The organism is Pseudomonas sp. ICBG1301 (assembly GCF_016918385.1).
Taxonomy (GTDB): Bacteria; Pseudomonadota; Gammaproteobacteria; order Pseudomonadales; family Pseudomonadaceae; genus Aquipseudomonas; species Aquipseudomonas palleroniana.
Map to the genome: position 1 here is coordinate 385168 of NZ_JAEKGB010000005.1, position 23578 is coordinate 408745.

The 23578-nt window shown below is 61.4% G+C and carries 23 protein-coding genes and 1 pseudogene; 17 read left to right on the forward strand and 7 right to left on the reverse strand.

All coding sequences use genetic code 11. The annotated features are described in order from the left end of the window. The first annotated feature begins 15 nt into the window (after positions 1-15). From JBE38_RS14710 to JBE38_RS14735, 6 genes are all read left to right on the forward strand, one after another. Complete coding sequence (locus JBE38_RS14710; RefSeq protein WP_060753877.1) at positions 16-672, forward strand: alginate O-acetyltransferase AlgF; 657 nt, start codon at positions 16-18, stop codon at positions 670-672. A gap of 84 nt (positions 673-756) precedes the next feature. Further along, a complete protein-coding gene (locus JBE38_RS14715; protein ID WP_060753878.1) occupies positions 757-2208 on the forward strand; it encodes a mannose-1-phosphate guanylyltransferase/mannose-6-phosphate isomerase in 1452 nt (483 codons plus the stop codon). A gap of 255 nt (positions 2209-2463) precedes the next feature. Further along, positions 2464-2928, forward strand: coding sequence for a multidrug transporter (locus tag JBE38_RS14720; protein ID WP_205344562.1), 465 nt, complete (start codon positions 2464-2466; stop codon positions 2926-2928). 13 nt (positions 2929-2941) lie between these two features. After that, a complete protein-coding gene (locus JBE38_RS14725; protein ID WP_198760491.1) occupies positions 2942-3754 on the forward strand; it encodes an SDR family oxidoreductase in 813 nt (270 codons plus the stop codon). A gap of 91 nt (positions 3755-3845) precedes the next feature. After that, complete coding sequence (locus JBE38_RS14730; RefSeq protein WP_205344563.1) at positions 3846-5192, forward strand: AAA family ATPase; 1347 nt, start codon at positions 3846-3848, stop codon at positions 5190-5192. Further along, a complete protein-coding gene (locus JBE38_RS14735) occupies positions 5185-5805 on the forward strand; it encodes a retron system putative HNH endonuclease (protein ID WP_198760493.1) in 621 nt (206 codons plus the stop codon). Before JBE38_RS14730 ends, JBE38_RS14735 begins: the two co-directional genes overlap by 8 nt. 2 nt (positions 5806-5807) lie before the next feature. On the opposite strand, the gene JBE38_RS14740 is transcribed toward JBE38_RS14735, so the two are convergent. Continuing rightward, a complete protein-coding gene (locus JBE38_RS14740; RefSeq protein ID WP_205344564.1) occupies positions 5808-6665 on the reverse strand; it encodes a LysR family transcriptional regulator in 858 nt (285 codons plus the stop codon). Positions 6666-6776: 111 nt separating this feature from the next. On the opposite strand from JBE38_RS14740, the gene JBE38_RS14745 reads away from it, so the two are divergent. The 6 genes and pseudogenes from JBE38_RS14745 to JBE38_RS14770 all read left to right on the forward strand — a co-directional run bounded on the left by JBE38_RS14745 (position 6777) and on the right by JBE38_RS14770 (position 12743). Beyond that, positions 6777-7967: an MFS transporter gene (locus JBE38_RS14745; protein WP_205344565.1), complete on the forward strand. Its 1191-nt coding sequence runs from the start codon at positions 6777-6779 to the stop codon at positions 7965-7967. Beyond that, positions 7964-8365: a hypothetical protein gene (locus JBE38_RS14750; protein WP_060753883.1), complete on the forward strand. Its 402-nt coding sequence runs from the start codon at positions 7964-7966 to the stop codon at positions 8363-8365. The genes JBE38_RS14745 and JBE38_RS14750 overlap by 4 nt, the downstream gene beginning before the upstream one ends. Positions 8366-8602: 237 nt before the next feature. Continuing rightward, entirely contained in the window at positions 8603-9955 is a 1353-nt protein-coding gene (locus JBE38_RS14755) for an efflux transporter outer membrane subunit (protein WP_205344601.1), read from the forward strand. Continuing rightward, positions 9955-11085: an ABC transporter permease gene (locus JBE38_RS14760; RefSeq protein ID WP_198760495.1), complete on the forward strand. Its 1131-nt coding sequence runs from the start codon at positions 9955-9957 to the stop codon at positions 11083-11085. Before JBE38_RS14755 ends, JBE38_RS14760 begins: the two co-directional genes overlap by 1 nt. Before the next feature lie 108 nt (positions 11086-11193). Further along, positions 11194-11844 (forward strand): annotated as a pseudogene (locus tag JBE38_RS14765) (ABC transporter ATP-binding protein); the annotation flags it as partial. Next, positions 11841-12743 carry an HlyD family secretion protein gene (locus JBE38_RS14770; protein WP_060753887.1) on the forward strand — a complete coding sequence of 301 codons (903 nt, stop codon included), beginning with the start codon at positions 11841-11843 and terminating at the stop codon, positions 12741-12743. The pseudogene JBE38_RS14765 and the gene JBE38_RS14770, both read left to right, overlap by 4 nt. A 35-nt stretch (positions 12744-12778) precedes the next feature. Here JBE38_RS14770 and JBE38_RS14775 read toward each other — a convergent pair whose 3' ends face one another. From JBE38_RS14775 to JBE38_RS14790, 4 genes are read right to left on the reverse strand one after another with little or no spacing between them, the layout of a single operon-like run. Then, positions 12779-13639, reverse strand: a complete 861-nt coding sequence (locus JBE38_RS14775) for an efflux RND transporter periplasmic adaptor subunit (RefSeq protein WP_205344566.1) — start codon at positions 13637-13639, stop codon at positions 12779-12781. Between the two features lie 10 nt (positions 13640-13649). Next, positions 13650-13850: a DUF1656 domain-containing protein gene (locus JBE38_RS14780; protein ID WP_060753889.1), complete on the reverse strand. Its 201-nt coding sequence runs from the start codon at positions 13848-13850 to the stop codon at positions 13650-13652. Beyond that, complete coding sequence (locus tag JBE38_RS14785) at positions 13840-16029, reverse strand: FUSC family protein (protein WP_205344567.1); 2190 nt, start codon at positions 16027-16029, stop codon at positions 13840-13842. Before JBE38_RS14785 ends, JBE38_RS14780 begins: the two co-directional genes overlap by 11 nt. 10 nt (positions 16030-16039) lie before the next feature. After that, positions 16040-17551, reverse strand: coding sequence for an efflux transporter outer membrane subunit (locus tag JBE38_RS14790; protein ID WP_090366666.1), 1512 nt, complete (start codon positions 17549-17551; stop codon positions 16040-16042). Positions 17552-17733: 182 nt separating this feature from the next. Between JBE38_RS14790 and JBE38_RS14795 the strand changes: the two genes are divergently transcribed. The 5 genes from JBE38_RS14795 to JBE38_RS14815 all read left to right on the forward strand — a co-directional run bounded on the left by JBE38_RS14795 (position 17734) and on the right by JBE38_RS14815 (position 22224). Continuing rightward, the gene (locus JBE38_RS14795; RefSeq protein WP_060753892.1) at positions 17734-18696 is read left to right on the forward strand and encodes a LysR family transcriptional regulator; all 963 of its coding nucleotides are present in this window, start codon (positions 17734-17736) and stop codon (positions 18694-18696) included. Positions 18697-18895: 199 nt separating this feature from the next. Continuing rightward, positions 18896-19870, forward strand: a complete 975-nt coding sequence (locus JBE38_RS14800) for a 2-hydroxyacid dehydrogenase (protein ID WP_198760500.1) — start codon at positions 18896-18898, stop codon at positions 19868-19870. 111 nt (positions 19871-19981) lie between these two features. After that, positions 19982-20884 carry a chemotaxis protein gene (locus tag JBE38_RS14805; protein WP_205344568.1) on the forward strand — a complete coding sequence of 301 codons (903 nt, stop codon included), beginning with the start codon at positions 19982-19984 and terminating at the stop codon, positions 20882-20884. 3 nt (positions 20885-20887) lie between these two features. Continuing rightward, positions 20888-21370 carry a GNAT family N-acetyltransferase gene (locus tag JBE38_RS14810; protein WP_090366672.1) on the forward strand — a complete coding sequence of 161 codons (483 nt, stop codon included), beginning with the start codon at positions 20888-20890 and terminating at the stop codon, positions 21368-21370. Between the two features lie 110 nt (positions 21371-21480). Beyond that, the gene (locus JBE38_RS14815; protein ID WP_090366674.1) at positions 21481-22224 is read left to right on the forward strand and encodes a YkgJ family cysteine cluster protein; all 744 of its coding nucleotides are present in this window, start codon (positions 21481-21483) and stop codon (positions 22222-22224) included. 18 nt (positions 22225-22242) lie between these two features. Here JBE38_RS14815 and JBE38_RS14820 read toward each other — a convergent pair whose 3' ends face one another. Both JBE38_RS14820 and JBE38_RS14825 read right to left on the reverse strand, forming a co-directional pair. Further along, the gene (locus JBE38_RS14820; RefSeq protein WP_205344569.1) at positions 22243-23031 is read right to left on the reverse strand and encodes a transporter substrate-binding domain-containing protein; all 789 of its coding nucleotides are present in this window, start codon (positions 23029-23031) and stop codon (positions 22243-22245) included. 172 nt (positions 23032-23203) lie between these two features. Then, entirely contained in the window at positions 23204-23437 is a 234-nt protein-coding gene (locus JBE38_RS14825) for a hypothetical protein (protein WP_060753898.1), read from the reverse strand. Between the last annotated feature and the right edge of the window lie 141 nt (positions 23438-23578).

A 23578-nucleotide genomic window follows, 5' to 3' on the forward strand; every position in this document is an offset into this window, starting at 1 on the left:
AGAGAGGTAACTCACATGACTTTCACTACTACTCCTCGTCGTCTCGCCAAGACCCTGGCCCTGGCTGCCGGTATGAGCATCGTCTCGATGTCCGCCTTTGCCGGTGGAGACGCAGCGCTTTATGGCCCGACCGCGCCAAAAGGCTCGAGCTTCGTACGTATCTACAACGCGTCCAACCAAGAGGTCAGCGCCACCGTCGGCGCGACCAACCTGAGCGATGTTGCGCCACTTTCCAGCAGCGACTTCAGCTTCATGCCCGGCGGTGACTACAGCGCCAAGGTCGGCAGCCAGACCGTGCCGGTCAAACTCGCCCCGGACCACTACTACACCTTGGTCAACAGCAGTAGCGGGCAGCCGCAATTGATCGAAGAACCACCGTTCAAGAACAAGCAGAAATCCCTGGTACGCGTGCAGAACCTCAGCGACAAGGCTCTGACCCTGAAAACCGCCGACGGCAAGACCGACGTGGTCCAGTCAGTGGCCGCCAAAGGCCGTGGCGAGCGTGAGATCAACCCGGTGAAAGTCAGCCTGGCGTTGTATGACGGAGACAAGAAAGTCGGCGATGTGAAGCCGGTTGCGTTGGAACGTGGTGAAGCGGCGGTGCTGTATGTCACCGGCTCGGGTTCGAGCCTGTCGCCAGTCTGGGTCAAGCGCCCGGTGTCGACCCGCTGATTAGCTTTTCAATTTGACGATTCCCTGTGGGAGCAAGCCCCCTCCCACAGGCTCTGACCCATATCGATTCAAGGAGAAACACCCATGATCCCAGTAATTCTCTCCGGTGGTAGCGGCTCACGTCTTTGGCCGCTTTCGCGTAAACAGTTCCCCAAGCAATTCCTGGCCCTGACCGGCGAACACACGTTGTTCCAGCAAACCCTGGAGCGCCTGGTGTTCGAAGGCATGGACACCCCCATCGTGGTCTGCAACAAAGAGCACCGCTTCATCGTCAATGAGCAACTCAACGCCCGCAACCTGGAAAGCCAGCGCATCCTGATGGAGCCGTTCGGGCGCAATACCGCACCGGCCGTGGCCTTGACCGCGATGATGCTGGTCAATGAAGGCCGCGACGAACTGATGCTGGTGCTGCCGGCCGACCACGTCATCGATGACCAGAAAGCCCTGCAACGCGCCCTGGCCCTGGCGACCGTGGCCGCCGAACGGGGCGAGATGGTGCTGTTCGGTGTACCGGCGACCCGCCCGGAAACCGGCTACGGCTATATCAAGTCCACCAACGACTCGCTGCTGCCTGAGGGCGTGAGCCGCGTGCAACAGTTCGTGGAAAAACCCGATGAAAAACGTGCCGTGGAGTTCGTCAAAAGCGGCGGTTACTTCTGGAACAGCGGCATGTTCCTGTTCCGCGCCAGCCGTTTCCTCGAAGAGCTGAAAAAGCACGACCCGGACATCTACGACACCTGCGTGCTGACCCTCGAGCGCAGTGAGCAGGATGCCGACACCGTGACGTTCGACGAAGCCACCTTCGCCTGCTGCCCGGACAATTCCATCGACTACGCCGTGATGGAAAAAACCCAACGCGCCTGCGTCGTGCCGCTGAGCGCCGGCTGGAGCGACGTGGGTTGCTGGGCCTCGCTGTGGGCGGTCAACGATAAAGACGCCAACGGCAACGTGAGCAAAGGCGACGTGGTGATCCAGGACAGCCGCAACTGCATGGTGCATGGCAACGGCAAGCTGGTGTCGGTGATCGGCCTCGATAACATCGTGGTGGTGGAAACCAAGGACGCGATGATGATTGCCCACAAGGACAAGGTCCAGGGCGTCAAGCAGATGGTCAACACCCTCAATGAGCAAGGCCGCAGCGAAACCCAGAACCACTGCGAAGTCTATCGCCCGTGGGGCTCCTACGATTCGGTGGACATGGGCGGACGCTTCCAGGTCAAGCACATCTCGGTGAAACCGGGCGCCTGCCTGTCGCTGCAAATGCACCACCACCGCGCCGAGCACTGGATCGTGGTCAGCGGCACCGCTGAAGTCACCTGTGACGAGAACGTGTTCCTGCTTTGCGAGAACCAGTCCACCTACATCCCGATTGCCTCGGTGCACCGCCTGCGCAACCCGGGCAAGATCCCGCTGGAAATCATCGAAGTGCAGTCGGGCAGCTACCTGGGCGAGGACGATATCGAGAGGTTCGAAGATATCTACGGACGCTCGACGCCGGTTGAACGAGGTGTTTCGGTGAAAACTATCGCGCAGTAAAACAGTCGTACAAGAAGCCCTCGCCCAGCCGACTGCGTCCCCTATCCGCAGCCGGTTGGGCGGGGGCTTTTTCTTTGGGGCCTTCAGTGTCCCCATCGGGAGCAAGCCCCCTCCCACATTTTGATTTGTGAACACATTCAAGTGTGGGAGGGGGCTTGCTCCCGATGACATCAGCCCAGGCAACATCGCACTCAAGCACCCCAAACCCACCTACGCTTAAGTTAGGATGCTCGTTCCCTATTCGAGGTGGTCTCCATGTTCTTCGGCGTTCTCCTGATCATCACCTGGCTGATCCTGCTGCTGCGCTACCCCGCCAAGGCGCTGCCGGTTTCCCTCGCCGCCGCTGTCGGCCTGGGGTGCGTGGCGATCTGGGTGGTGTGGCTGGATAACCGCGAAGCGTCGCAATTGGCGCGCCTGGAGCTTCGTATCAGTTATGCGCCACAAGACTGCCAGGCTGACCGCCCGTTGAAGCTGACCCTGAAGAACACCAACGACGTACCCCTGACCGAACTGCGCTGGCGCGTGGCCGCCTATGCACCCGGCGACACTGTCAACCTGGCCGACAACGTCTACGCCGCTCCACGCTATCGCGGCCCCGGCGAACTGCAGGCTGGTGAGATCTGGGAAGACTGCCTGCCCACGCCGCCGCTACGCCCCGGCTACCGCCCGCAAACCCTGGAATTTCGCGCCGAGCATCTGCAAGGCAGTTTCTCGGACTGACAAAGGACTGATCATGCCTAATGTACTCATCACCGGTTGCTCCAGCGGCATTGGCCGCGCCCTCGCCGACGCGTTCAAGAGCGCAGGCTACGAGGTGTGGGCCAGCGCCCGCCGCCAGGACGATGTGACCAGCCTGGCCGCGGCCGGCTTCAATGCCGTGCCGTTGGACGTCAACGACAGTGCCGCCTTGCAGCGCCTGGCCGAACAACTGGGCGAATTGGATGTGCTGGTGAACAACGCCGGTTATGGCGCCATGGGCCCCTTGCTCGACGGCGGCACCGACGGCCTGCAACGCCAGTTCGAAACCAACGTTTTTTCCATCGTCGGCGTGACCCAGGCGCTGTTTCCCGCCCTGCGCCGGCGCCAAGGCCTGGTGGTGAATATCGGCAGCGTATCGGGCGTGTTGGTGACCCCCTTTGCCGGTGCGTACTGCGCATCCAAAGCCGCCGTGCATGCCTTGAGCGATGCACTGCGCATGGAGTTGGCGCCGTTTGGTGTGCGGGTGATGGAAGTCCAACCGGGAGCGATCAACACCCGTTTCGCTAAAAATGCCGGCGCCCAGGCAGAGCTGTTGATCAACGAACAATCGCCGTGGTGGCCGCTGCGCGAGGGCATTCGGGCGCGCAGCCAGGCTTCCCAGGACAAGCCGACCCCCGCCGATGTATTCGCGGCGGATGTGCTCAAGGCGGTGCAACAGAACGAACCACCACGCTTGTTGCGTTCGGGCAACGGCAGCCGGGCTTTGCCGTTGATGGCCGCGTTGTTGCCCAAGGCGCTGCTGGAGAAAATCCTGATGAAACGCTTCGGGCTCAATGCAACGTTGTAAGCAACCGTGAAGCCGACCTGCCAAAACCCGGGATGAATGCCATAATCGCCGCCTGCCTCTGGAAACTGACTGACCCCACAAGGGTAATGCAATGGAAATCAGAAAAATTCGACTGAATAACGTCGGTCGTTTTACCGACTTGGAAGTCGCCTTTGCGCCTACCGAAAAGCATGCGTCGAAGGTGACCGTGTTTGTGGGGAACAACGGGGCGGGGAAGACGACTATATTAAAGTCACTGGCGACGGCGCTAAGTTGGTTCGTTGCCAGAGTGAAGACTAATAAAGGGAAAGGGTCGCCTATCACAGCAGAGGTGATCAATAACTCCGCTAATGTCGCGGCCATCTTTGTTCTCGTCAGCGATGCTACTCATTCAAAGCGTTCCGACTACTATTGGACGCTATCTCAGTCACGTCAGGGTCGTGCATCATCCGCCGTGAGCGAACTCGCAAATGCCACGGAACTGGCGGGTAACTACCGATATCATTGGGCATTGGTAGACGAAAATATCTCTCTACCCTTAGTAGCTTTTTATCCAGTGGAACGATCTGTTCTACAAATTCCGCTTAACATCAAAAACTCGAACAAAAAGATCGATCAACTTGCAGGATATGAAAATTCATTGGGCGGAGGCGTGAATTTTTCTCGATTTTTTGAATGGTTCAGGGATAGAGAAGACAGTGAAAATGAAGCGGGCATACCTTTCGATGTCTTGACTCATCTAAAAAACACGTTCGAATCCGATGAAAAATTCGTTAACGAACTTAATCGTGTACAACACGCATCACGGGATCGACAGCTATCTGCTGTGCGTTCTGCCATTGCCTACTTTATGCCAGGCTTTGATAATTTACGCGTTCAAAGAATGCCCAGCCCGCACTTGGCTATCGATAAAAACGGCGAAACACTGAACGTTGCACAACTTTCCCAAGGTGAGAAATCCCTGATGGCCTTGGTGGGTGATATTGCGCGCCGTCTCGCCATAATGAACCCCTCGCTTGAAAATCCGTTACACGGTCATGGCGTGGTGCTGATTGATGAAGTAGATCTCCACCTCCACCCCAAATGGCAACGCAGCCTGATCCAGCAACTGACAGCGACCTTTCCTAACTGTCAATTCATCCTGACGACGCACTCACCATTGGTGATCAGCGATGCCAAAGATGTCTTGTGCTACGTCTTGGACGATGGCGAACTGGAGGAGCGTGATGGCCTCTACGGCCTGGACGCCAACGAAGTGCTCCTGAGCGTCATGGACACCGATGTGCGGAACAGGGACGTTCAAGATCGACTGGATCGGTTACTGGAACTATTGCAAGACAAAAATTTGAAAGAAGCCAAGGCTCTCTTTGAAGAGTTATCCGCAGAACTTTCTCCTGGTCATATCGAACTGATCAAGGCAGCACTTCTCATCCGCAAATTGGAGTTGCGCAGTGCGTAAAATTACCAAAGGAAATGAGCCTACAGCACTAACGCAATGGAAGCGTACGCACCCAACGGGCCGCTACTCAGATTTGACCCCCGTAGAAAGAGCCTCAATTCGAGAGGCGTGCGTTGAAGAACAGCACGGCCTTTGTGCACATTGTTGCCATGAGATCACGCCCGACACTGCTCACAACGAACATATTCAAGCTAGAGAAATTGCGCCCAATCGCACACTGGACTTCTCCAACATTGTCGCCAGTTGCAACCGCAGTAAACAGTGCGGAAAAGCCCACGAACATCAGGCACTGCCGCTGAACTCCTTAATGGATGAGTGCGAAACCGAACTGAAGTTTTACATTTCGGGGCGCGTAGAGGGCCTCACTCCGAGAGCAACCACCGCTATTCGGGTACTGAATTTAGGCGACAGCCATCAAAACAACCGAACACTGATAAATGCCAGAAAAAGCCTGGTTGAAGCGCTTCTCTATCAAGGCGGCGTGGAGCTCGAACTAGAAAATATCGAGCTTTTAACTCTGTTACTAGAAGAGCTAAGCGTCCCAGACGCCAATAATCGGCTCAAACCGTTCTCTCCCGTCCTGATAAACGTCATCCATCACCTGAACTCCTGACATTACCCCTTCATAAAATCAATAAACGCCCGCACCTTCTGCGGCAAATGCCGCGTATCCGGATACATCGCATAAACCCCTTGCGGGGCAAAGCGATGGTCCGGCAACAGGCGCACCAAGCGCCCCGACTGCAGATCGTCTTGCACCAGCCACTGCGGCAGCACCGCGACACCGTGGCCTCGCACGGCAAAGGCCTGGAGCACGGCGGCACTGTCGGCGACCAGTGCCGCCGGGCCGATGCGATAGGCATGCGGGTCACCGGTCGGGCCGGTCACGTTCAACTCCGTCAGGCGGCCATGCCCCAGCTTGGGCAAACGCTCCAACTCGTCCAGGGTTCGAACCCCGGCAAACGCTGGCGCTGCAACCGCCAATACCTCGTAGGTCGACAGCTGCACGGCGCGGTGATTGGAGTCCGCAAGGCGCCCCAGCCGGATCGCCACGTCAAAACGCTCCGAAATCAAATCGGCGTGGGTGGACGATGTGGATAAGTGAATATGTAAGTCCGGGTGCAGTCGACGGAACGCCTCGACCGCCGGGGCCACCACGGCCAGCGCATAGTCCACGGTCGTGGTGATGCGCAACGTGCCCTTGAGCTGGGCATGTTCCGAACGGGCATCCTCGATCGCCAGTTGCGCTTCCAGCAGCACCCGCGTGCAGCGCTGATAGAAGCGCTCGCCGGCGTCCGTCAGCGCCAGTTGCCGGGTATTGCGAGTGAGCAGGGTGACGCCCAGTTCGGCCTCCAGGCGCTTGAGGTTGAAACTGACCACGGCACGGGTCTGGCCCAACAGGTCGGCGGCCGCGCTGAGCGAGCCGGCTTCTACCACGGCTTTGAAGGTGTCGAAGCGGTCCAGGCTGACCATGGGCAAACCCCTCATTTGTCAAAATATTTTTGACAAACTAGCAGGCAAACCGGTGTATTCCAAAGTGAACATGTGGCCTACCCTGCCCGCTTCACTCGCAGGATCACGTTCATGACCTACCGCTCGAAAGTCGCCTGGATCTTTTTGCTGGGCTTCGCCCTGGACCTGGTGAACATGTTTGTCGCCACCGTCGCCTACCCGGATATCGCCCGTCAGTTACAGGCTTCGGTGACGCAGCTGGCGTGGGTCAGCAACGCCTACATGCTCGGCCTCACGTTGATCATTCCATTGAGTGTGTGGCTGGCGGCGAGCCTGGGCGAGCGCACGCTGATTGCGAGCAGCCTGCTGTTGTTCGCCGGGGCTTCGGTGATGGCCGGCCAGGCAAGCTCGATCGAAGCGCTGATTGGCTGGCGTGCGTTGCAAGGCTTGGGTGGCGGGCTGCTGATTCCGGTGGGGCAAGCGATGGCTTATCGGCAATTTCCGGCAGCGGAGCGCAGCCAACTGACGGCGCGGGTGATGTCGGTGGCGTTGCTGGTGCCGGCACTGTCGCCGGCGCTGGGCGGGCTGATCGTCGACAGCGTGTCGTGGCGCTGGATCTTCTATGCCAACCTGCCGCTGGCGCTGGTCACCGGGTTGCTGACCATGCTGTGGATAAAACCTGACGTGCCGACCGCCGTGCGCCCGGCGCTGGACATCGGCAGTATTTTCAAACAAGCCGGCAGCCCGATGCTGCGGGTGGCAATGCTGGTTTATCTGTTCATTCCCGGCGTGTTTATCGGTACCAGCCTGATCGCCATTCTCTATTTGCGCAGCCTGGGTTATGACGCAACACGCACTGGCGCACTGATGCTGCCGTGGGCGCTGGCGTCGGCGCTGGCCATTTTCCTCAGCAAAAAGCTGTTCAATCGTTGCGGCCCCAAACCCTTGTTGCTGATGGGAATGGCCCTGCAATGCAGCGGCATTCTCTGCCTGAATACCCCCGAACCCAGCGTGATTATTGCTGCCTATGTATTGATGGGCCTGGGTGGCAGCCTGTGTAGCAGCACCGCACAAACCCTGGCGTTTCTGGATATTCCCGCCGCTCATATGGGTCATGCCAGCGCCTTGTGGAACATCAACCGGCAAATCAGCTTCTGCCTTGGCGCCGCGGCGCTCAGTGCGCTGTTGTCGGCCTTGGATTCTTTCGCGACAACCTTCACGATAGCCGCAGCCCTGACCGTGCTGCCCGTCTTCGCAGTGTCACGCCTGGATACGTCCAGAATCCGCGCACTGCTTCACCCTGCCAGCGAGCGACAGCCATGAATGATTACCGTATTTTTTTCGACGAAGTGATCCACACCCACATCCAGATCGAGCAATGGTTTGCCGGAGTGGCGCCTGAAGGAACATTGCCGAGCCTGCTGGCGCGCTTCTCGCCCGAATTCAGCATGGTGGCACCCGCCACCGGCGCCAGGGTGAATGCGGCCGGGGTCAATGCGCTGTTCACGCGCCTGGGTGGCATGCGTCCAGGGTTGAAAATCACCCTGAGCGAAATGACCGGGATTGATCAACACGCCAACGGTGCGACAGTCACTTACCGCGAGCTTCAGATCGATGACAGCGGTACCCGGACGGATCGGCGGGCCACCGTGGTGTTCGAGAAGCAGGCCAGCGGTGCGCTGCTATGGCGGCACCTGCATGAAACCTACTGCCAGGCGTGACTCCAGGGTCATTCATTACAGAGCAATACAATTTTGCTACAACCCTGAACGGGCGCTTTGCGTAAAGTTGCGCCCTGATTCCTGACTCAACAAACACCTCGCCCCTATCCGGCTGGTCGTTGATCGAAGTCCGCATCGATCCTCTAAAACAGTCCTGGAAGCTTCTGGGTGAAACCAATCAAGCCTTTTAACCTTTCGCGCTCTTGCCGGACGCTATGCTCACTGTCACTGCTGTTGATGGTCACGACCGGCTGTTCAGTCGCCCCCTTGCCGGCCTTGAAGCCCACCCCACCCGAAGCGTGGCGCAACGCGCCGCCTCCCGGGTCGCCGCTGGCCCCCGACCTGAACCAGTGGTGGCGCGCATTCAATGACCCCAAGCTGGATGCGCTGGTGGCGCGAGCCCTGCAAAACAACCTGGATGTCGCCGCCGCCGTCGAGCGCCTGCGGGCCGCGCGGGTATTGCGCCAACATGCGCAATCGCCGTATCTGCCCTCGCTGGGGATCAAGACTCACGATGCGATCAGCCCTGATACCAGCACGTCTTACTTCCTGATCGGCTTTGACGCGCAGTGGGAACTGCCGCTGTTTGGCGCCGGACAAAGCGCCGACCGCGTGGCCCAGGGTAACGAGGCGCGCATAGTTGCCGACTTGCGCAGCGTGCAGGTGTCGCTGGTGGCTGAGGTTGTGCGCCAATGGATCGAACTGCGCTCGGCGCAACAGGCAGAACGCGCGCTGCTGAGCGTGCGCGACACCCAGCATGAAAAGTTGCAACTGTTGCAGGTACGTCAGCAACTCACACTGGCGCCTCAGGGCGATGTGGCCGGCGCCGAGGCTGAACTGGCACAGACGGAGATGCTGCTGACCGAGCCACGGCAACTGATCAACAGCCATGCGCAACAATTGGCGCTACTGACCGGGCAGCCGGAACCCGACGCGGGTTGGCTGCAACCCGGCTCCGCCCCCACACTTGGCCAACGGCAATTCAACGACCTGCCGGCGGACCTGTTGCGCACACGTCCGGAAATTGCCGGCGCCGAGGCCGAGGTGTTGATCGCCGCCGGTGAACTCGGGTTGAGCCGTGCCGAAATGTACCCGCACCTGAGCCTGGGCACGTCGTTGCAGTGGTCGCTGAACATTGCCAGCAATCGCAAGCACACGCCCAGCGGCAACAGCATTTTCTCGGCCGGGCCCGGGATCAGTATCCCGCTGTTCGACTGGGGCCAGCGGGCCGCCGCCGCCAAATCCAGGAATCACCAGATGAAGGCCGCCGTGCTGGCGTATCGGCAAGCGGTACTGCAAGGCGTTGCCGAAGCCGAAATTGCCTTGGGCGACCTTGAGCAACTGCGTCTGCGCGAGCAGTCGGCCAAACAGGTCTATGCCGCGACACGTAGCCGCCTGGAAGCGGCGCAACAGCGCGTCCACCTGGGTTTGATGAGCCCGCTGGAACTGACGGGCGCCCAGGTGGAAACGCTGCGCGCCAAGCAACAGGCCGACAACGCGACCACCCAAAGGGATGTCGCCTACGTCGCGCTTTACAAGGCGCTCGGTGGCGCGCCGTTACCGGCGACCACGCTTAAGGATGCTGACTGATGGTGGCGCTTGCCCGTTTGACACTGGTGCATGAGTGGCGCCGCTTCCTGCCCGCGATCATCGCGGTAGGCTTTGCAGGTTTGCTGCAGTTGCTCCAGACGGCCCTGGTACTGGGCATCTTCGGCAGTGCCAGTGTGTATATCACCGGCTCCACGGCAGACCTTTGGGTCGGTTATCCCGGTACGCAAAGCGTCAACCTCGGGCGGCCGATCAATGCCGATGTAGAAATGCGCCTGCGCATGGATGCCGATATCCAGCGGGTGGAGTCGTTCCGCTGGGTGGATGCCGATTGGCGCGGTGCACGCGATACCGGTGGCGTGTCGGTCTACGTCTGCGGCATTGATGCCGGGCCCCAGGGCCTGATGTTTGAACGGACCTTGCCACCCCTGCTGCGTGCCCGCCTGGATGAGCCCGGCGCCGTGATCGTGGACCGCGCCGACCTGGACAGCCTGGGCGTCAAGCTGGGGGATAGCGCAATCATCAACGGCCAGCGCGTGCATGTGGTCGGCGTTACCAGCGGCCTGCGTGCGCTGGGCGGGGTCAACGTGCTGGCATCGCTCGCCACGGCGCAACAACTCGACGCCACCGCCACGGCGGACCGCATGACGTACCTGGTCGCCAAAGTGCGCGACCCGAGCCAGGCCGAAGCCGTTGCCGCGCGCCTGGGCGGCGGTGCCGGGTTCGGCAACTACGCAGTCTGGACCGCCCAGCAGTTCGCCCAGCGCTCGCAGATGTACTGGATGTTCGACACGGGCGCCGGTGCAGGCGTGTTGTTTCTGGCAGGCATCGTCTTTCTGGTCGGCGCCGTGATCACCAGCCAGACACTGGTGGCCGCCATTGTCGGTTCGATCCGCGAGTACGCAACCCTGAATGCCCTTGGCGTGGGGGTCAATGCCCTGCGCAAAGTGGTGATGGAACAGGCGTTCTGGGTCGGGGCGCTGGGGTTGCTCGGCAGTTCGGTGCTGGCGGGGCTGTTCTTTGTCATGGCGGCGCACTACAACGTGCCGTTGCAACTTTCGCCCGGCGCGGCTCTGGCGTGCGTGCTGCTGAGCATGATCCTGGCACTGGTGTCGGGCCTAGCGGCCATCCGCACCTTACGCCACGCCGACCCGGCAAGCCTTCTGAGATAACTGCCCATGAGCCTCTCGACATCGGCAACCGCCATCACGCTTCAAGCCCGTGGTATCAGCAAGTCGTTTACTTCGGGCCGGATCGTGACGCCTGTGCTGCACGACATTTCCCTGGCGATACGGCCGGGTGAACTGACCCTGATCTCAGGCCCGTCCGGTTGCGGCAAAAGTACGCTGCTGGCGATCCTCAGTGGTTTGCAACGCCCCGACCAGGGCAGCGCCACCGCATTGGGGCAGGACCTGGCAAGCCTGGACAACCAGGCACTCGAGCGTTTTCGCCTCAAGCACACCGGCTTTGTGTTCCAGGGTTTCAACCTGTTCCCGGCCCTGACCGCACTGCAACAGGTCGAACTGCCGTTGAGCTACCTGGGCCTGCCTCACAAAGAAGTACGCCAGCGCGCCATCGCGGCCCTGGAAGAAGTCGGGCTCGGTGCGCGCATGAAGCTGCGCCCGGCCGAATTGTCCGGTGGCGAAAAGCAACGTGTCGCCATCGCCCGTGCCGTGGCCAAAGAGCCCGAACTGCTGTTCGCCGACGAACCCACCAGCGCGCTCGACGCCGCCAACGGCCATATCGTGATCGACATTTTGCACAGGATCGCACGCACACACGGGACCACGGTGCTGTGTGTCAGCCACGACCCGCGTCTGATCAGCAGTTCCGACCGGGTGCTGAGCATTGAAGACGGCCGCATCCTGAACGATCACTCCCAACCTTTCCCACCCGCCAAGCTGGCCGGTGCCCAGGAACATTTTGTATGAACTCGCGTTCGCTTCGCCCATGGCTGGTTCTGAGTAGCGCACTGTTGTTGCTCGCGGGTTGCTCCCGTGAAGATCAACCGGCAAACCCCGCCGCATCGGCCCCCAGCTACCTGGCGGTCGCCCGTGGCCGCATTGACGTGGAAGGCGGCCTGCTCAAGCTCGGCTTCACTTCCGACGCGGTGGTTAATGAGATCAAGGTAAAAGAAGGCGAGCAGGTCAAAAAAGGCCAACTGCTCGCCACCCTGGACAGCGAGCTGCAACAACTGGCGGTGGGTGCTGCACTGACCGGGCAACAACAGGTGCAGGTGCAAGCCAAACAACTGGCCAGGCAGCTCAAGTTCGCCGAACAGAAGGCCAAGCGCCTGACATTGGCCGCCGGAGCAGGCGCCGGCGACCAGCAAAGTGCCGATGAGGCCCACGAGGCGGTCGAGCGGCTGCGTGACGAGAGCGAAACCAATAAGGTGCAAGCCGACATCGCGACGAGAAAGCTCAATGCAGCACGCTACGAACTGACCCGGCGCAGCCTTCGCGCGCCCATCGATGCCGAAGTGGTCCGTCGCCTGATCCAGCCCGGCGCGGCGGTCTCCGCGCAATCCGGTGCGGCCTTCGTATTGCTACCGAACCAGCCGCGTATCCTACGAGCCGAGCTGAATGAATCGTTTGCCGGCGTGGTCACCCCCGGTATGCGGGCCGAAGTGACGGATGACAGCGGCACGGGCTCGGCACCGCTGTCTGCCCATGTAGTGCGCATCAGTGCGGTGCTGGGCAACAGCACCCTTGAAGACGACGCCCAGGTGCGGGCCAACATGCGTACGGTCGAATGTATCCTGGCGTTCGACCAGCCCCCGCCGGCGTCACTGCGGGTCGGTCAACGCATGCTGGTGCGGTTCGGCCCGTAGGCGTTTGCCTGGGCAGGCCGTGCAACGCGGCCTGCTCAACGGGTCGTCGGGTTGACGATCACCGTGCAGGTGATGCCTGCCGCCAGCAGCACGCCTTCGGGCACCTCATCGATATGAATGCGCACCGGCACCCGCTGGGCCAATCGCACCCAGTTGAAGGTCGGGTTCACATCCGCCACCAGCTCACGGCTTTCAGGGTTGTCACGATCGTAGATGCCACGTGAGATGCTTTCCACGTGCCCCTTGAGGGTCTCGCCGCTCATCAGTTGCATATCGGCTGGGTCGCCGACGTTGACGTGGGGCAACTTGGTTTCCTCGAAGAAGCCATAGACCCAGAACGAGTTCATATCCACCACGGCCATCTTGGCTTCGCCGATGCGCGCATAGTCGCCCCGATGCACATTGAGGTTGGTCACATAACCGTCGACGGCCGCGACCACTTGAGTGCGCTTCAAGTTGAGTTCGGCGGCTTCCAGTTGCGCCAGCGCGTGCTGGTAATCGGCCAATGCCGAGTCGGCAATGTTGCTGGCGTCGTCACGGTTTTCCTTGGAGATCACCAGGGCGTCGAGGTCGGCACGGCGGTGGGCATTGACCTTGCGCATTTCCCAGGTGGCTTTGCGCGAGGCCACCAACGCTTGCGCCTGTTTGACCGCGATGCGGTAGTGCTCGGGGTCAATCTGCATCAGCAGGTCGCCCCTCTTCACCAACTGGTTGTCACGCACCGGCACGTCCACCACTTCGCCGGTCACGTCGGCGGCGACGTTGATGATATCGGCGCGCACACGGCCGTCGCGGGTCCACGGGGTTTGCATGTAGTGCACCCACAGCGTGCGGCCAATCCAGATGGCCAGGGCCAGCACCAGCAAGGTCGCAAGCAGACTGAAAAACTTTTTCATCGGGGCATTCTCAACGGTAGACGGTCAGCGCCAGGGCACCGAACAGGCAAACGAACAGGCTCAGGCGCAACAACGCCGGGTGCCAGAAAAAACGGTACAGGTCGAACCCGGCCAGGAAGCGGTCCACGCCCCAGGCCAGCCCCGCCGCGATCAGGAACATCAGGGTCATGGTCGGCATGTAGAGGCCGTGGAACGCGATTTCACGGGGCATGCGTGACTCCTTGCGTGGCGCCCTTGAGGGCCGCCAGTGGTGATTGCGGGTCCAGCAGCGAGGTGCGGATAAAATGCAGATAGCTTTTCACCCGGCGCAGGGCCGAAGTGTCGAAGTGCGGGGCGAAAGGTTCGTCGGTGGCCTGCACGCGGCTGATGGCGTGGTCGACTGCGATCAGGCCGCGCTCCAGGTTGCTCGCGCTGGGTTGCAGGAACAGTCGCACCAGTGAGCGGCCCATCACGCGGATCGCCTGGCGCCACGGCTGGGATTCGGCATACGCCGGGTGCACCGGCAGGATCGCCTGTTCCTTGCGCAACTCGATGATCGCGTGGCCGACTTCCAGCACCACGAACATCCAGCGCAGCAGGTCGCGCTGCACCTGCGGCTGGCCGACCGCCAGGCCGTAGGCCTGGTGCAGCAGGTCGCGGGTGCGGCTTTCGAAGCTCGACGCCAGGCCCTTTAGCTTGCCGCTAATCGCATACACCACCTGTTCACGCAGGTCCTGCTCCAGGCGACGCCACAACCAGCGGCTGTTGGGCGGCAGAATGATCGCCCCCGCCGCCGCGCACACCAGCATGCCGATGACCATCGCAATGTAGTCGTTGATGAAGGTGTAGGGGTTGTAGATCGTGAGGTTGTCCGGCACCGAGCCGGTGCTGAAAAAGATCAGCAGGCCCACGCCTACGCCGGCGTATTGCGGGCGTGAAGCGAGAAACGCACCGCAGATGATGACGGGGGCGAGCATCACGCACAGCAGCGGGAAACCGTCGATCCACGGGAACACAAAAAACATTTCGACGAAGCCCACCAGCGCACCGATCAAGGTACCGCAGGCCATCTGGAACGCCATGCGCTTGGGGTTGGGCGTCGCCGCAGACAGCCCGACCGTAGCGGCGGCGATCAAGGTCATGGTTGCGCCGCTTGGCCAGGCGGTGGCCACCCAGTAACTGCCGAGTACGATCAGGATGAACGACGCGCGGATCCCGGAAGCGGCGCAGGCCAGCCAATTGGTCTTTGGCGTGTAGGGCTCGTCCCAGTCTTCCCGAGCGTGGCTGTGGTCGGCCAGGGAAGCGTGGGTCAGCGCGTAGTTGTGCAAGTCATCGACGAAGCGGTAAAGCAACTCGTAGGCGGTGTGGAAATCCAGTTGCTCAGCCTCGGTGGGTTCGCCCTCCTGGAAGGCCGCACGCAGGCTGCGCACCGTGGCCGGCAGGCCGTCCTTGTAGGCGCTCAGTTGGTTGGCCAGCCGCGCGGCGTCAGGGCTGGTGAGGGCACGGCCGGAAAAACCGTCGAGCACTTCGGCCAGGTCTTGCAAACCTGGCTTTATCGCCGCGACGACGTGGTCAGCCTCATCGGTGCGCAGCCGCTCCAGCAATTGGTGCAAGGCGTTAAAGCGCGTGGTGATGCTCATGAACTCACTGTTGAGGCGGCTGAGGCGCCCATTGCGCCGCCGCATATGCGGGTCTTCGAACACGGTGACGCTGCGCAACCCTTCCAGGCCCACGGCTTCGGCGATAAAACGCACGTTGCTGGCCTCGAAGCCTTCGCGCTGGCTGCGCCCACGCAGGCCATCGGTCACGAACAAGGCAAACACGCCGAAGCGTTGGTACAGGGCATTGCGCATTGCCGCGCTGGAGGTCTGCGGCAAGAACGCCGCGCTGACCAGCGTGGAACACAGGATTCCCAGGGAGATTTCCAGTACGCGCCATACGGCCGCCAAGAACGCGCCATCCGGGTGGGCCAGGGCCGGCAAGCCGACCATCGCCGCCGTGTAGCCCGCCAACACGAACCCATAGGCGCGAAAGTTGCGGTTACGCGTCGCACCGGCCGTACACAGGCCGACCCAGATCGCCAGGGCGCCGAGGAACAGTTCGGTGTTCTGCGCAAACAGGGCGATCAGCAAGACCATCACCGCCGAGCCCGCCAGGGTGCCGAGGAAACGGTAGAAGCTCTTGGCGAACACCTGGCCGCTTTGCGGCTGCATCACGATGAAAACCGTGATCATTGCCGTGCGCGGTTGCGGCAGTTCCAGGCGCATGGCCAGCCACAAGGTGAGGAACGCAGCGATCAGCACCTTGAAGATGTAGACCCAGGTCACGCCGTCGCTGCGCGCCCAGTCGAAGAAACCACGGCGCCACTCAAGGGAGTGCAGCCAGCGCAGCGGTGCAGGCAAAGGAGTCATCACAGGCTACTCAGTGGTCAAACACGGCGAGCGCCGCCGGGGTCTTGCTCGGGAGGGTCTTGGCCGGTTGCGGCACATCGTTGCCGGCCCCGAGGCCGCCACCCAGGGCGGTCACCAGTTCGGCGTGAGCGCTCAAGCGTGCGGCCTGCACCTGTTGCTCGATCTGTTGCTGGCGGAACAGCAAGGTCTGGGCGTTCAGCACGTTGAGGTAATCCGTGAGGCCGCGTTGGTAGGCGATCATCGCGATGTCATAGGTTTTCCGGGCCGACGCCACCGACTGCGCGGCGAAGGCCGCCTGCTTGTCCATGGACTCGCGGCGGATCAACTGGTCGCTGATGCTTTTGAGCGCGTTGACCAGGGTCTGGTTGTACTTGGCCGCGGCGATGTCATAACCGGCACTCGCCTCACCCAATTGCCCGCGCAGGCGGCCACCGTCGAAAATCGGCAAGGTGATCGCCGGGCCCACGCTGTAGTTGAATTTCTGCCCACTGAGGAAGCCCAGCGCGGTGCCACCGGTGGCCATGTAGCCGAGGCTGCCGACCAGATCCACGTTGGGGTAGAAACCGGCATGGGCGACATCGATACCCCGGGCCTGGGCGGCGACCTGCCAGCGGCTGGCGACCACGTCGGGGCGCTGGCCGAGCAATTGCGCGGGCAGGCTGGACGGCAGTTTCAACGGGGCGGCGAGGGACAGCGTTGGGCGCTGCAACATCGCGCCCTCCCCCGGGCCTTTGCCGGCCAACGCCGCCAACTGGTTACGGCTCAGGGCGATTTCTTCGTCCAAGGCGTCCAGTTGGCGATGGGTTTCCGGCAATGGGCTTTCGGCCTGGCTGACGTCGAAGTGCGTACCGATCCCCGCGTTCAGGCGCTTGTTGGCAAGCTCCAGGATCTGCTCTTGCTGGGCCAGGGTGGCGGCGACGATATCGCGGCTGGCGTAATGCAGCGACAACTGGATATAGGCGCGCACCACGTTGTTCTGCAATTCGAGCTGGGCCTGGCGCGCCTCGGCGGCGCTCATGTGAGCCAGGTCGACAGCGCGTTCCGTGGTATTGCTTTCACGGCCCCACAGATCGAGCGCATAACTCAGGCCGAGCGTGGAACTGTTGTCCCAGGTGTTCGCGCCACTCAACTCGCCAGGACCGTAGAACTGGTCCTTGGGCCAGTTGTGGCGCTTGAGGGTGGTGTCGCTGTTGACCTGCAACGACTCGGCCGACTCGGCCACCCCGGCCATGGCCCGCGCCTCACGCACCCGCGCGGCGGCCATGGCCATGCTCGGGCTGTTTTGCGTGGCACGTTCAACCCAGCGGTTCAGTTGCGGGTCGTTGTAGGCTTGCCACCACTGGGCGGTGGGCCAGTGGGCGTCCTGGACGGCGTTCTGGATGGCTTCGTCGGTGGCCAGGGTATTGGCGTTGAGGACCTGGCCTTGTGGGGCAATGCCTCCGGTTCCGATGCAGCCGCTGATTGCTAACGATAAAGCCCAAACACTGAGAGTCTTCAGCTCTCTGCTGATGCGGCACGGCACGGCAAACGAATTCCTGAGGTGGTGGTGCGGGGAAGGTGGCGCAATTCTAGGCGGCGGCATGCAGGACGATAAGCTGGTATTCCTGTGAATCTTTGTTACCGTTCAGGCGATAATCCATTGGTAGGGATCACTGGTCGGCGTAACTTTCTGTCACAATTTGTCATCTCCCCTGAGAACACTCCATGGACACTTTGCAAAACATGCGCGCGTTCAGTTGCGTCGCCGAAGCCGGCAGCTTTACCGCCGCCGCCGCGCAGCTGGATACCACCACGGCCAATGTGTCGCGCGCGGTCTCCAACCTCGAGGCCCATCTGCAAACCCGCTTGTTGAACCGCACCACCCGCCGCATCGCGCTGACCGAAGCCGGCAAACGCTATTTGCTGCGTTGCGAGCAGATCCTCGCCTATGTCGAGGAAGCCGAGGCCGAGGCCAGTGATGCGCATGCGCGCCCCGCCGGGCAACTGAAAGTGCACACCATGACCGGCATCGGCCAGCATTTCGTGATCGACGCGATTGCCCGCTACCGGCGTACCCACCCCGACGTGACCTTCGACCTGACCCTGGCCAACCGTGTGCCGGACCTGCTCGACGAGGGTTACGACGTATCGATCGTGCTGGCCAGCGAGCTGCCGGATTCGGGTTTTGTATCCCAACGCCTGGGCATCACCTACAGCATTGCGTGTGCCTCGCCGGACTACGTCAAAGCCAAAGGGTGTGCGCAGCGCCCACAGGACTTGCTCAACCATGCCTGCCTGCGCCTGGTCAGCCCCGTGATCCAACTGGATAAATGGACCTTCAATGGCCCTGAAGGCCAGGAAAGCGTGGCGATCAACACCTCGCCGTTCCTGGTGAACTCGGCCGATGCGATGAAAACCGCCATCACCAGCGGCATGGGCGTCGGCCTGCTGCCGGTGTACGCCGCCATCGAAGGCCTGCGCAACGGCACATTGGTCCGGGTCATGCCGACCTACCGCTCGCAAGAGCTGAACCTGTACGCCATCTACCCGTCGCGCCAATACCTGGATGCGAAGATCAAGACCTGGGTGGAATACCTGCGCGGGTCGTTGCCGGAGATCCTGGCGGCGCACCAGGCGGAGCTGGCCGCGTATGAGCTGAGCAGCGGCGTTCGCCTCGCGACTTTGTAGTGAGCGGGCTTGCCCCGCGCTGGGTGGCAAAGCCGCCCCAACAAAGACGCCGCGGTATTTCAGGAGGACCGAGGTGCCTGGGTTTGGGGCGGCTGCGCCGCCCAGCGCGGGGCAAGCCCGCTCACTACAGTGGTGTTGCGTTGGGGGGATAAATGTTAGCGTGCTTGGCATTCTTCCGTAGTCGATGAGCCCGCCTGCAATGAAAAAGACTGTCCTTGCCTTCAGCCGCATCACCCCGCCCATGATCGAACGCCTGCAACAGGAGTTCGAGGTGATCGTGCCCGACCCCAAGCGCGGCGACATCAACGCTCAATTCAATGACGCCCTGCCCCATGCCCACGGCCTGATTGGCGTGGGCCGCAAGCTGGGCCGTGCGCAACTCGAAGCGGCGAGCAAGCTGGAAGTGGTATCCAGTGTCTCGGTGGGTTACGACAACTATGACCTGCCCTACTTCAACGAGCGCGGGATCATGCTCACCAATACCCCCGATGTGCTCACCGAAAGCACCGCCGACCTGGCCTTCGCCCTGCTGATGAGCAGCGCGCGCCGCGTGGCCGAGCTGGACGCCTGGACCAAGGCCGGCCAGTGGAAAGCCAGCGTCGGCGCGCCGTTGTTCGGCTGCGATGTGCACGGCAAGACCCTCGGTATCGTGGGCATGGGTAATATTGGCGCAGCGGTGGCCCGACGGGGTCGCCTGGGTTTCAATATGCCGATCCTGTACAGCGGCAATAGTCGCAAGACGGCGCTGGAGCAGGAGCTGGGCGCGCAGTTCCGTAGCCTGGACCAATTGCTGGCCGAAGCCGACTTCGTGTGCCTGGTGGTGCCGTTGAGCGAAAAGACCCGCCACCTGATCAGCACCCGCGAGCTGGGGCTGATGAAGTCCAGCGCGATCCTGATCAATATTTCCCGTGGGCCTGTCGTCGACGAACCGGCGTTGATCGAAGCCCTGCAAAACCAGCAAATTCGCGGCGCCGGTCTGGATGTGTATGAACAGGAGCCATTGGCCGAGTCGCCGTTGTTTCAACTGAGCAATGCCGTGACGCTGCCGCACATCGGCTCGGCGACCCATGAAACCCGCGAAGCCATGGCCAACCGTGCCTTGGATAACCTGCGCAGCGCCTTGCTGGGGCAGCGTCCGCAGGACTTGGTGAACCCACAAGTGTGGAAGGGCTGATACAGATCCACGGTGGGGGGAGCCGGCCAGCAACAAAATCCGGTTAAAGCCTGGCTCCCCCGAGTCGATAACCTGCTACAGATCACAGTCCCTGATCCACAGAAGGTTTTTATGTCCACCACCAAAGCCCGCGCAGACTCACTCTCGCTTCTGCTCTTTACCTTGCGCAGCGGCAAGCTGATGGCGATCAACCTGCTGAAAGTCAGTGAAATCATACCCTGCCCGCCGTTGACCCGGCTGCCGGAGTCGCACCCCCACGTCAAAGGCATCGCCACCTTGCGCGGCGCTTCGCTGTCGGTGATCGACCTGAGCCGCGCCCTGGGGGAAATGCCCCTGCAAGACCCCGACGGCGGCTGCCTGATCGTCACCGATGTCAGCCGCTCCAAGCAGGGCCTGCATGTGCAGGCGGTGAGCAAGATCGTGCACTGCCTGACCACCGATATCCGCCCACCGCCCTATGGCTCCGGTGGTAACCGTGCCTTTATCACCGGGGTTACCCAGGTGGAAGGCGGGTTGGTGCAAGTGCTGGATATCGAGAAAGTCATCCACGGCATCGCCCCGGCCCCGATTGAAGCAGCGCCGACCGACCTGACCATGGAAGAAGCCGAAGTCCTTGGCCATGCCCGCATCCTGGTGGTGGATGACAGCCAGGTCGCCTTGCAACAGTCGGTACATACCCTGCGCAACCTCGGCTTGACCTGCCACACCGCCCGCAGCGCCAAGGAAGCGATTGATGTGCTGCTGGAGCTGCAAGGCACTGACGCGCAGATCAACGTGCTGGTGTCGGACATCGAGATGTCTGAAATGGACGGTTACGCCCTCACCCGCACCTTGCGCGAAACTCCGGACTTCCAGGACCTTTATGTGCTGCTGCACACCTCGCTGGACAGCGCGATGAACAGCGAGAAAGCGCGCTTGGCCGGGGCCAACGCGGTGCTGACCAAGTTCTCCTCGCCAGAATTGACCAAATGCCTGGTGGTCGCCGCCCAGAGCGTGGCGCAAAAGGGTCTGTGAGGCATGCGGGAATACTTCCAGCTGCTGCGCCGTGACCTGACGGGCAGCCTGCCCGCGCCACAGTGGCCGGCGGGTATTGAGCTGGATCATTACCGGGCCGAACTGGCCCCTGCCATCCATTCAGTCTTGCGCCTGACCCAGGACCAGGGTGGCGGTCGCGTGCCCAGCCTGGAGCAATGGCAACATCAATTCATCACGGATGCCGAGTTCGACCCGACGCTGTGCCTGGTGGCCAGTAACGCTGACGGCGTGCTCGGCGTGGCTCAATGCTGGACCAGCGCCTTTATCAAGAACCTCTCGATTCACCCCTGCGCCCAAGGCCAGGGGTTGGGGCGTGCGTTATTGCTGCAGGCCTTTGCAATGTTCAAGCAGCGCGGCGAACCCTACGTGGACCTCAAGGTGCTGGAAAGCAACGTACGCGCGCGGCAGCTCTATGAAAGCGCAGGCATGAGATTTGTCCTACGCGATGTAGTGATAGAGGACTGACAGGCACTGGCGTGTAACTTGCTTCAAGAGAGCCCGAATGGTGGATAGAGGTAAAAACCCGTCACCGTTCCTGCGTGCCCTCTGACCTTGCCTGGTGACAGAACTTGCCCATGAACACTCATTTTTCCTGCGTAGGTTGCGGCAAGTGCTGCACCGACCACCACGTCCCCCTGACCCTCGACGAAGCCCGGCAATGGGCGGCGGATGGCGGTAATGTGATCGTTCTTGTAGAAGGTTTCCTGGCCAGCGGACTGGGGGTGCCGCAGCAGCAGCGCGAACACGCCGAGCGCCGTTCGGTGAGCGTGCCCAGCGGCAATACCGAGGCCTTCGTGGCAATCACCTTTGCCGCCTACAACGCCGGGCGCTGCCGGAATCTTGACGAAGACAACCGCTGCGGCATCTACGAGCGGCGCCCGCTGGTGTGTCGGATCTACCCGATGGAAATCAACCCGCATATTCCGCTGAACCCGGCGGCCAAGGATTGCCCACCGGAATCCTGGGAACAAGGGCCGGCCCTGATCGTCGGGGGTGAGCTGATGGACCCTGCATTGGCGGAGCTGATTCGTCGCTCACGCCAGGCTGACCGTGATGATGTACAGACCAAAGAGGCGGTGTGCGCCTTACTCGGCATCCGCACCACAGCGCTGAAGGGTGACGGTTTTACGGCCTACTTACCGGACATGCACGCCTTTACCCAGGCGATCGAGTTGGCGGTTGACCAGCCGTATGCGGCCCATGAGTGGGTGTTTCATGTGTCCGGGATGGATATCGCCGAACAGGTGCTGGATGCCGGGGCACAAATCGTTACCGAAGTGCCTGCCAACTATGCATTCATCTCCTTGCGCGCCGCCTGACCCCGGGGAAACGGGCGGTCATGGACAGGCATGCAGCCCGTTAACAGGGTAAGAGTGCAGGATGCGTCGGTACTCGCCGTTCTGCATCAGTTGTTCGAGTGCACGATTGAGTTCACTGCGTAACGCCGTATCGGGCTTACGCACCGCAATCGCCACGCTGTTACCCAATAGTTGCGACGAGACGACAGGGCCGAGGAAGTCGAAGCCCAGGCCGTCGGGTGTGTCGAGCAGCGCTTCACGGATTTCCACAGTACCTTGCAGCGTCGCATCGATGTCACCCGCGACCAGGCTGCGAACCAGCTGGTCATTGAGCCAGAAACTCTTGATGGTCACCCCTGCCGGCGCCCACTGCGACAGGGCAAAGGCTTCACGGTTACTTTTCACCAGGACGCCGACACGCTTGCCCTTGAGCGACCGCCGATCCGGAGTCAAACCCGATGATCTACGGCCCACCAGGCGGGTGGTGATCGGGTAGAGATCATCCGTGAAGTTCACCCACTGCCGCCGGGCCGATGTCGGCGCCATGCCCATGATCGCATCGAATTGCCGGGCTTCAAGGGCAGGAAAGTTTTCCACAACCACCTGGTCGACCCAGGTACAACGCACATTGAGCTGCACGCACAGGGCGTTGCCCAATTCGATATTCAGCCCCACCAGTTGGCCTTGCTGATTGCGGCTTTGAAACGGGGGAAAATGCGCGGCGACGGCAAAACGGATTTCGTGTCTGGGTGGATCACTGGCAGTGGCAGTGCTGAACATGACGAGCAGCAGCAATACGGCAAACGCAACACAGAGCTGTTTCAGCATCAGGGGGATATCCTTTCCGGAAAAGCCAGCCTCATCTCACCTTCACTCCGGCAAAAACAGCCGGAGCGAAGCGGATACCGTGCAAGCTTTCAAGAAAGGTCCGCGGGCCGACAATACGAAATTTCAGTTATTGCCGTAGGCAATGATCGGTATTGCCCGCGAATTTTTACTCTTAACGTTTACCCATGGAACGGCGAGTACCGGGTGGCGCCATGCCCGGCGTCTTGGTATGACCGTTCTTGACACCGCCCTTGTACCAAGGCTGGCCGGCATTCTTGGCCCCGGCCAGTTCACCCGGCTTGAAAGGGAACTTGAAAGCCGGGATCTCGGCTTTTTCAACGCCGTCGGCATTGGCCGTATCAACGAGGTCGGTCGCTTCAACAGCGGGTTGGGTCGGGGAAGTCATGAAAGCTCCGGAGCGGGCAAGAAATGGAGAGGGACCGGCTTGCAGGCCACACTGGCGCGCAGTATACCTGCGGCCCTCGTATCTTTATCTATTGTCGTACGAATGGTCGGACCTTAACTGACAGCGCCGTCAGACAGCGGT

Coding starts and splice junctions, on each gene's coding strand:
- JBE38_RS14730 (WP_205344563.1), top strand. CDS start 3,846: ATGGAAATCAGAAAAATTCGACTGAATAACGTCGGTCGTTTTACCGAC.
- JBE38_RS14715 (WP_060753878.1), top strand. CDS start 757: ATGATCCCAGTAATTCTCTCCGGTGGTAGCGGCTCACGTCTTTGGCCG.
- JBE38_RS14745 (WP_205344565.1), top strand. CDS start 6,777: ATGACCTACCGCTCGAAAGTCGCCTGGATCTTTTTGCTGGGCTTCGCC.
- JBE38_RS14770 (WP_060753887.1), top strand. CDS start 11,841: ATGAACTCGCGTTCGCTTCGCCCATGGCTGGTTCTGAGTAGCGCACTG.
- JBE38_RS14825 (WP_060753898.1), bottom strand. CDS start 23,437: ATGACTTCCCCGACCCAACCCGCTGTTGAAGCGACCGACCTCGTTGAT.
- JBE38_RS14815 (WP_090366674.1), top strand. CDS start 21,481: ATGAACACTCATTTTTCCTGCGTAGGTTGCGGCAAGTGCTGCACCGAC.
- JBE38_RS14785 (WP_205344567.1), bottom strand. CDS start 16,029: ATGACTCCTTTGCCTGCACCGCTGCGCTGGCTGCACTCCCTTGAGTGG.
- JBE38_RS14810 (WP_090366672.1), top strand. CDS start 20,888: ATGCGGGAATACTTCCAGCTGCTGCGCCGTGACCTGACGGGCAGCCTG.
- JBE38_RS14750 (WP_060753883.1), top strand. CDS start 7,964: ATGAATGATTACCGTATTTTTTTCGACGAAGTGATCCACACCCACATC.
- JBE38_RS14755 (WP_205344601.1), top strand. CDS start 8,603: ATGGTCACGACCGGCTGTTCAGTCGCCCCCTTGCCGGCCTTGAAGCCC.
- JBE38_RS14720 (WP_205344562.1), top strand. CDS start 2,464: ATGTTCTTCGGCGTTCTCCTGATCATCACCTGGCTGATCCTGCTGCTG.
- JBE38_RS14710 (WP_060753877.1), top strand. CDS start 16: ATGACTTTCACTACTACTCCTCGTCGTCTCGCCAAGACCCTGGCCCTG.
- JBE38_RS14820 (WP_205344569.1), bottom strand. CDS start 23,031: ATGCTGAAACAGCTCTGTGTTGCGTTTGCCGTATTGCTGCTGCTCGTC.
- JBE38_RS14780 (WP_060753889.1), bottom strand. CDS start 13,850: ATGCCCCGTGAAATCGCGTTCCACGGCCTCTACATGCCGACCATGACC.
- JBE38_RS14725 (WP_198760491.1), top strand. CDS start 2,942: ATGCCTAATGTACTCATCACCGGTTGCTCCAGCGGCATTGGCCGCGCC.
- JBE38_RS14740 (WP_205344564.1), bottom strand. CDS start 6,665: ATGGTCAGCCTGGACCGCTTCGACACCTTCAAAGCCGTGGTAGAAGCC.
- JBE38_RS14795 (WP_060753892.1), top strand. CDS start 17,734: ATGGACACTTTGCAAAACATGCGCGCGTTCAGTTGCGTCGCCGAAGCC.
- JBE38_RS14805 (WP_205344568.1), top strand. CDS start 19,982: ATGTCCACCACCAAAGCCCGCGCAGACTCACTCTCGCTTCTGCTCTTT.
- JBE38_RS14775 (WP_205344566.1), bottom strand. CDS start 13,639: ATGAAAAAGTTTTTCAGTCTGCTTGCGACCTTGCTGGTGCTGGCCCTG.
- JBE38_RS14760 (WP_198760495.1), top strand. CDS start 9,955: ATGGTGGCGCTTGCCCGTTTGACACTGGTGCATGAGTGGCGCCGCTTC.
- JBE38_RS14800 (WP_198760500.1), top strand. CDS start 18,896: ATGAAAAAGACTGTCCTTGCCTTCAGCCGCATCACCCCGCCCATGATC.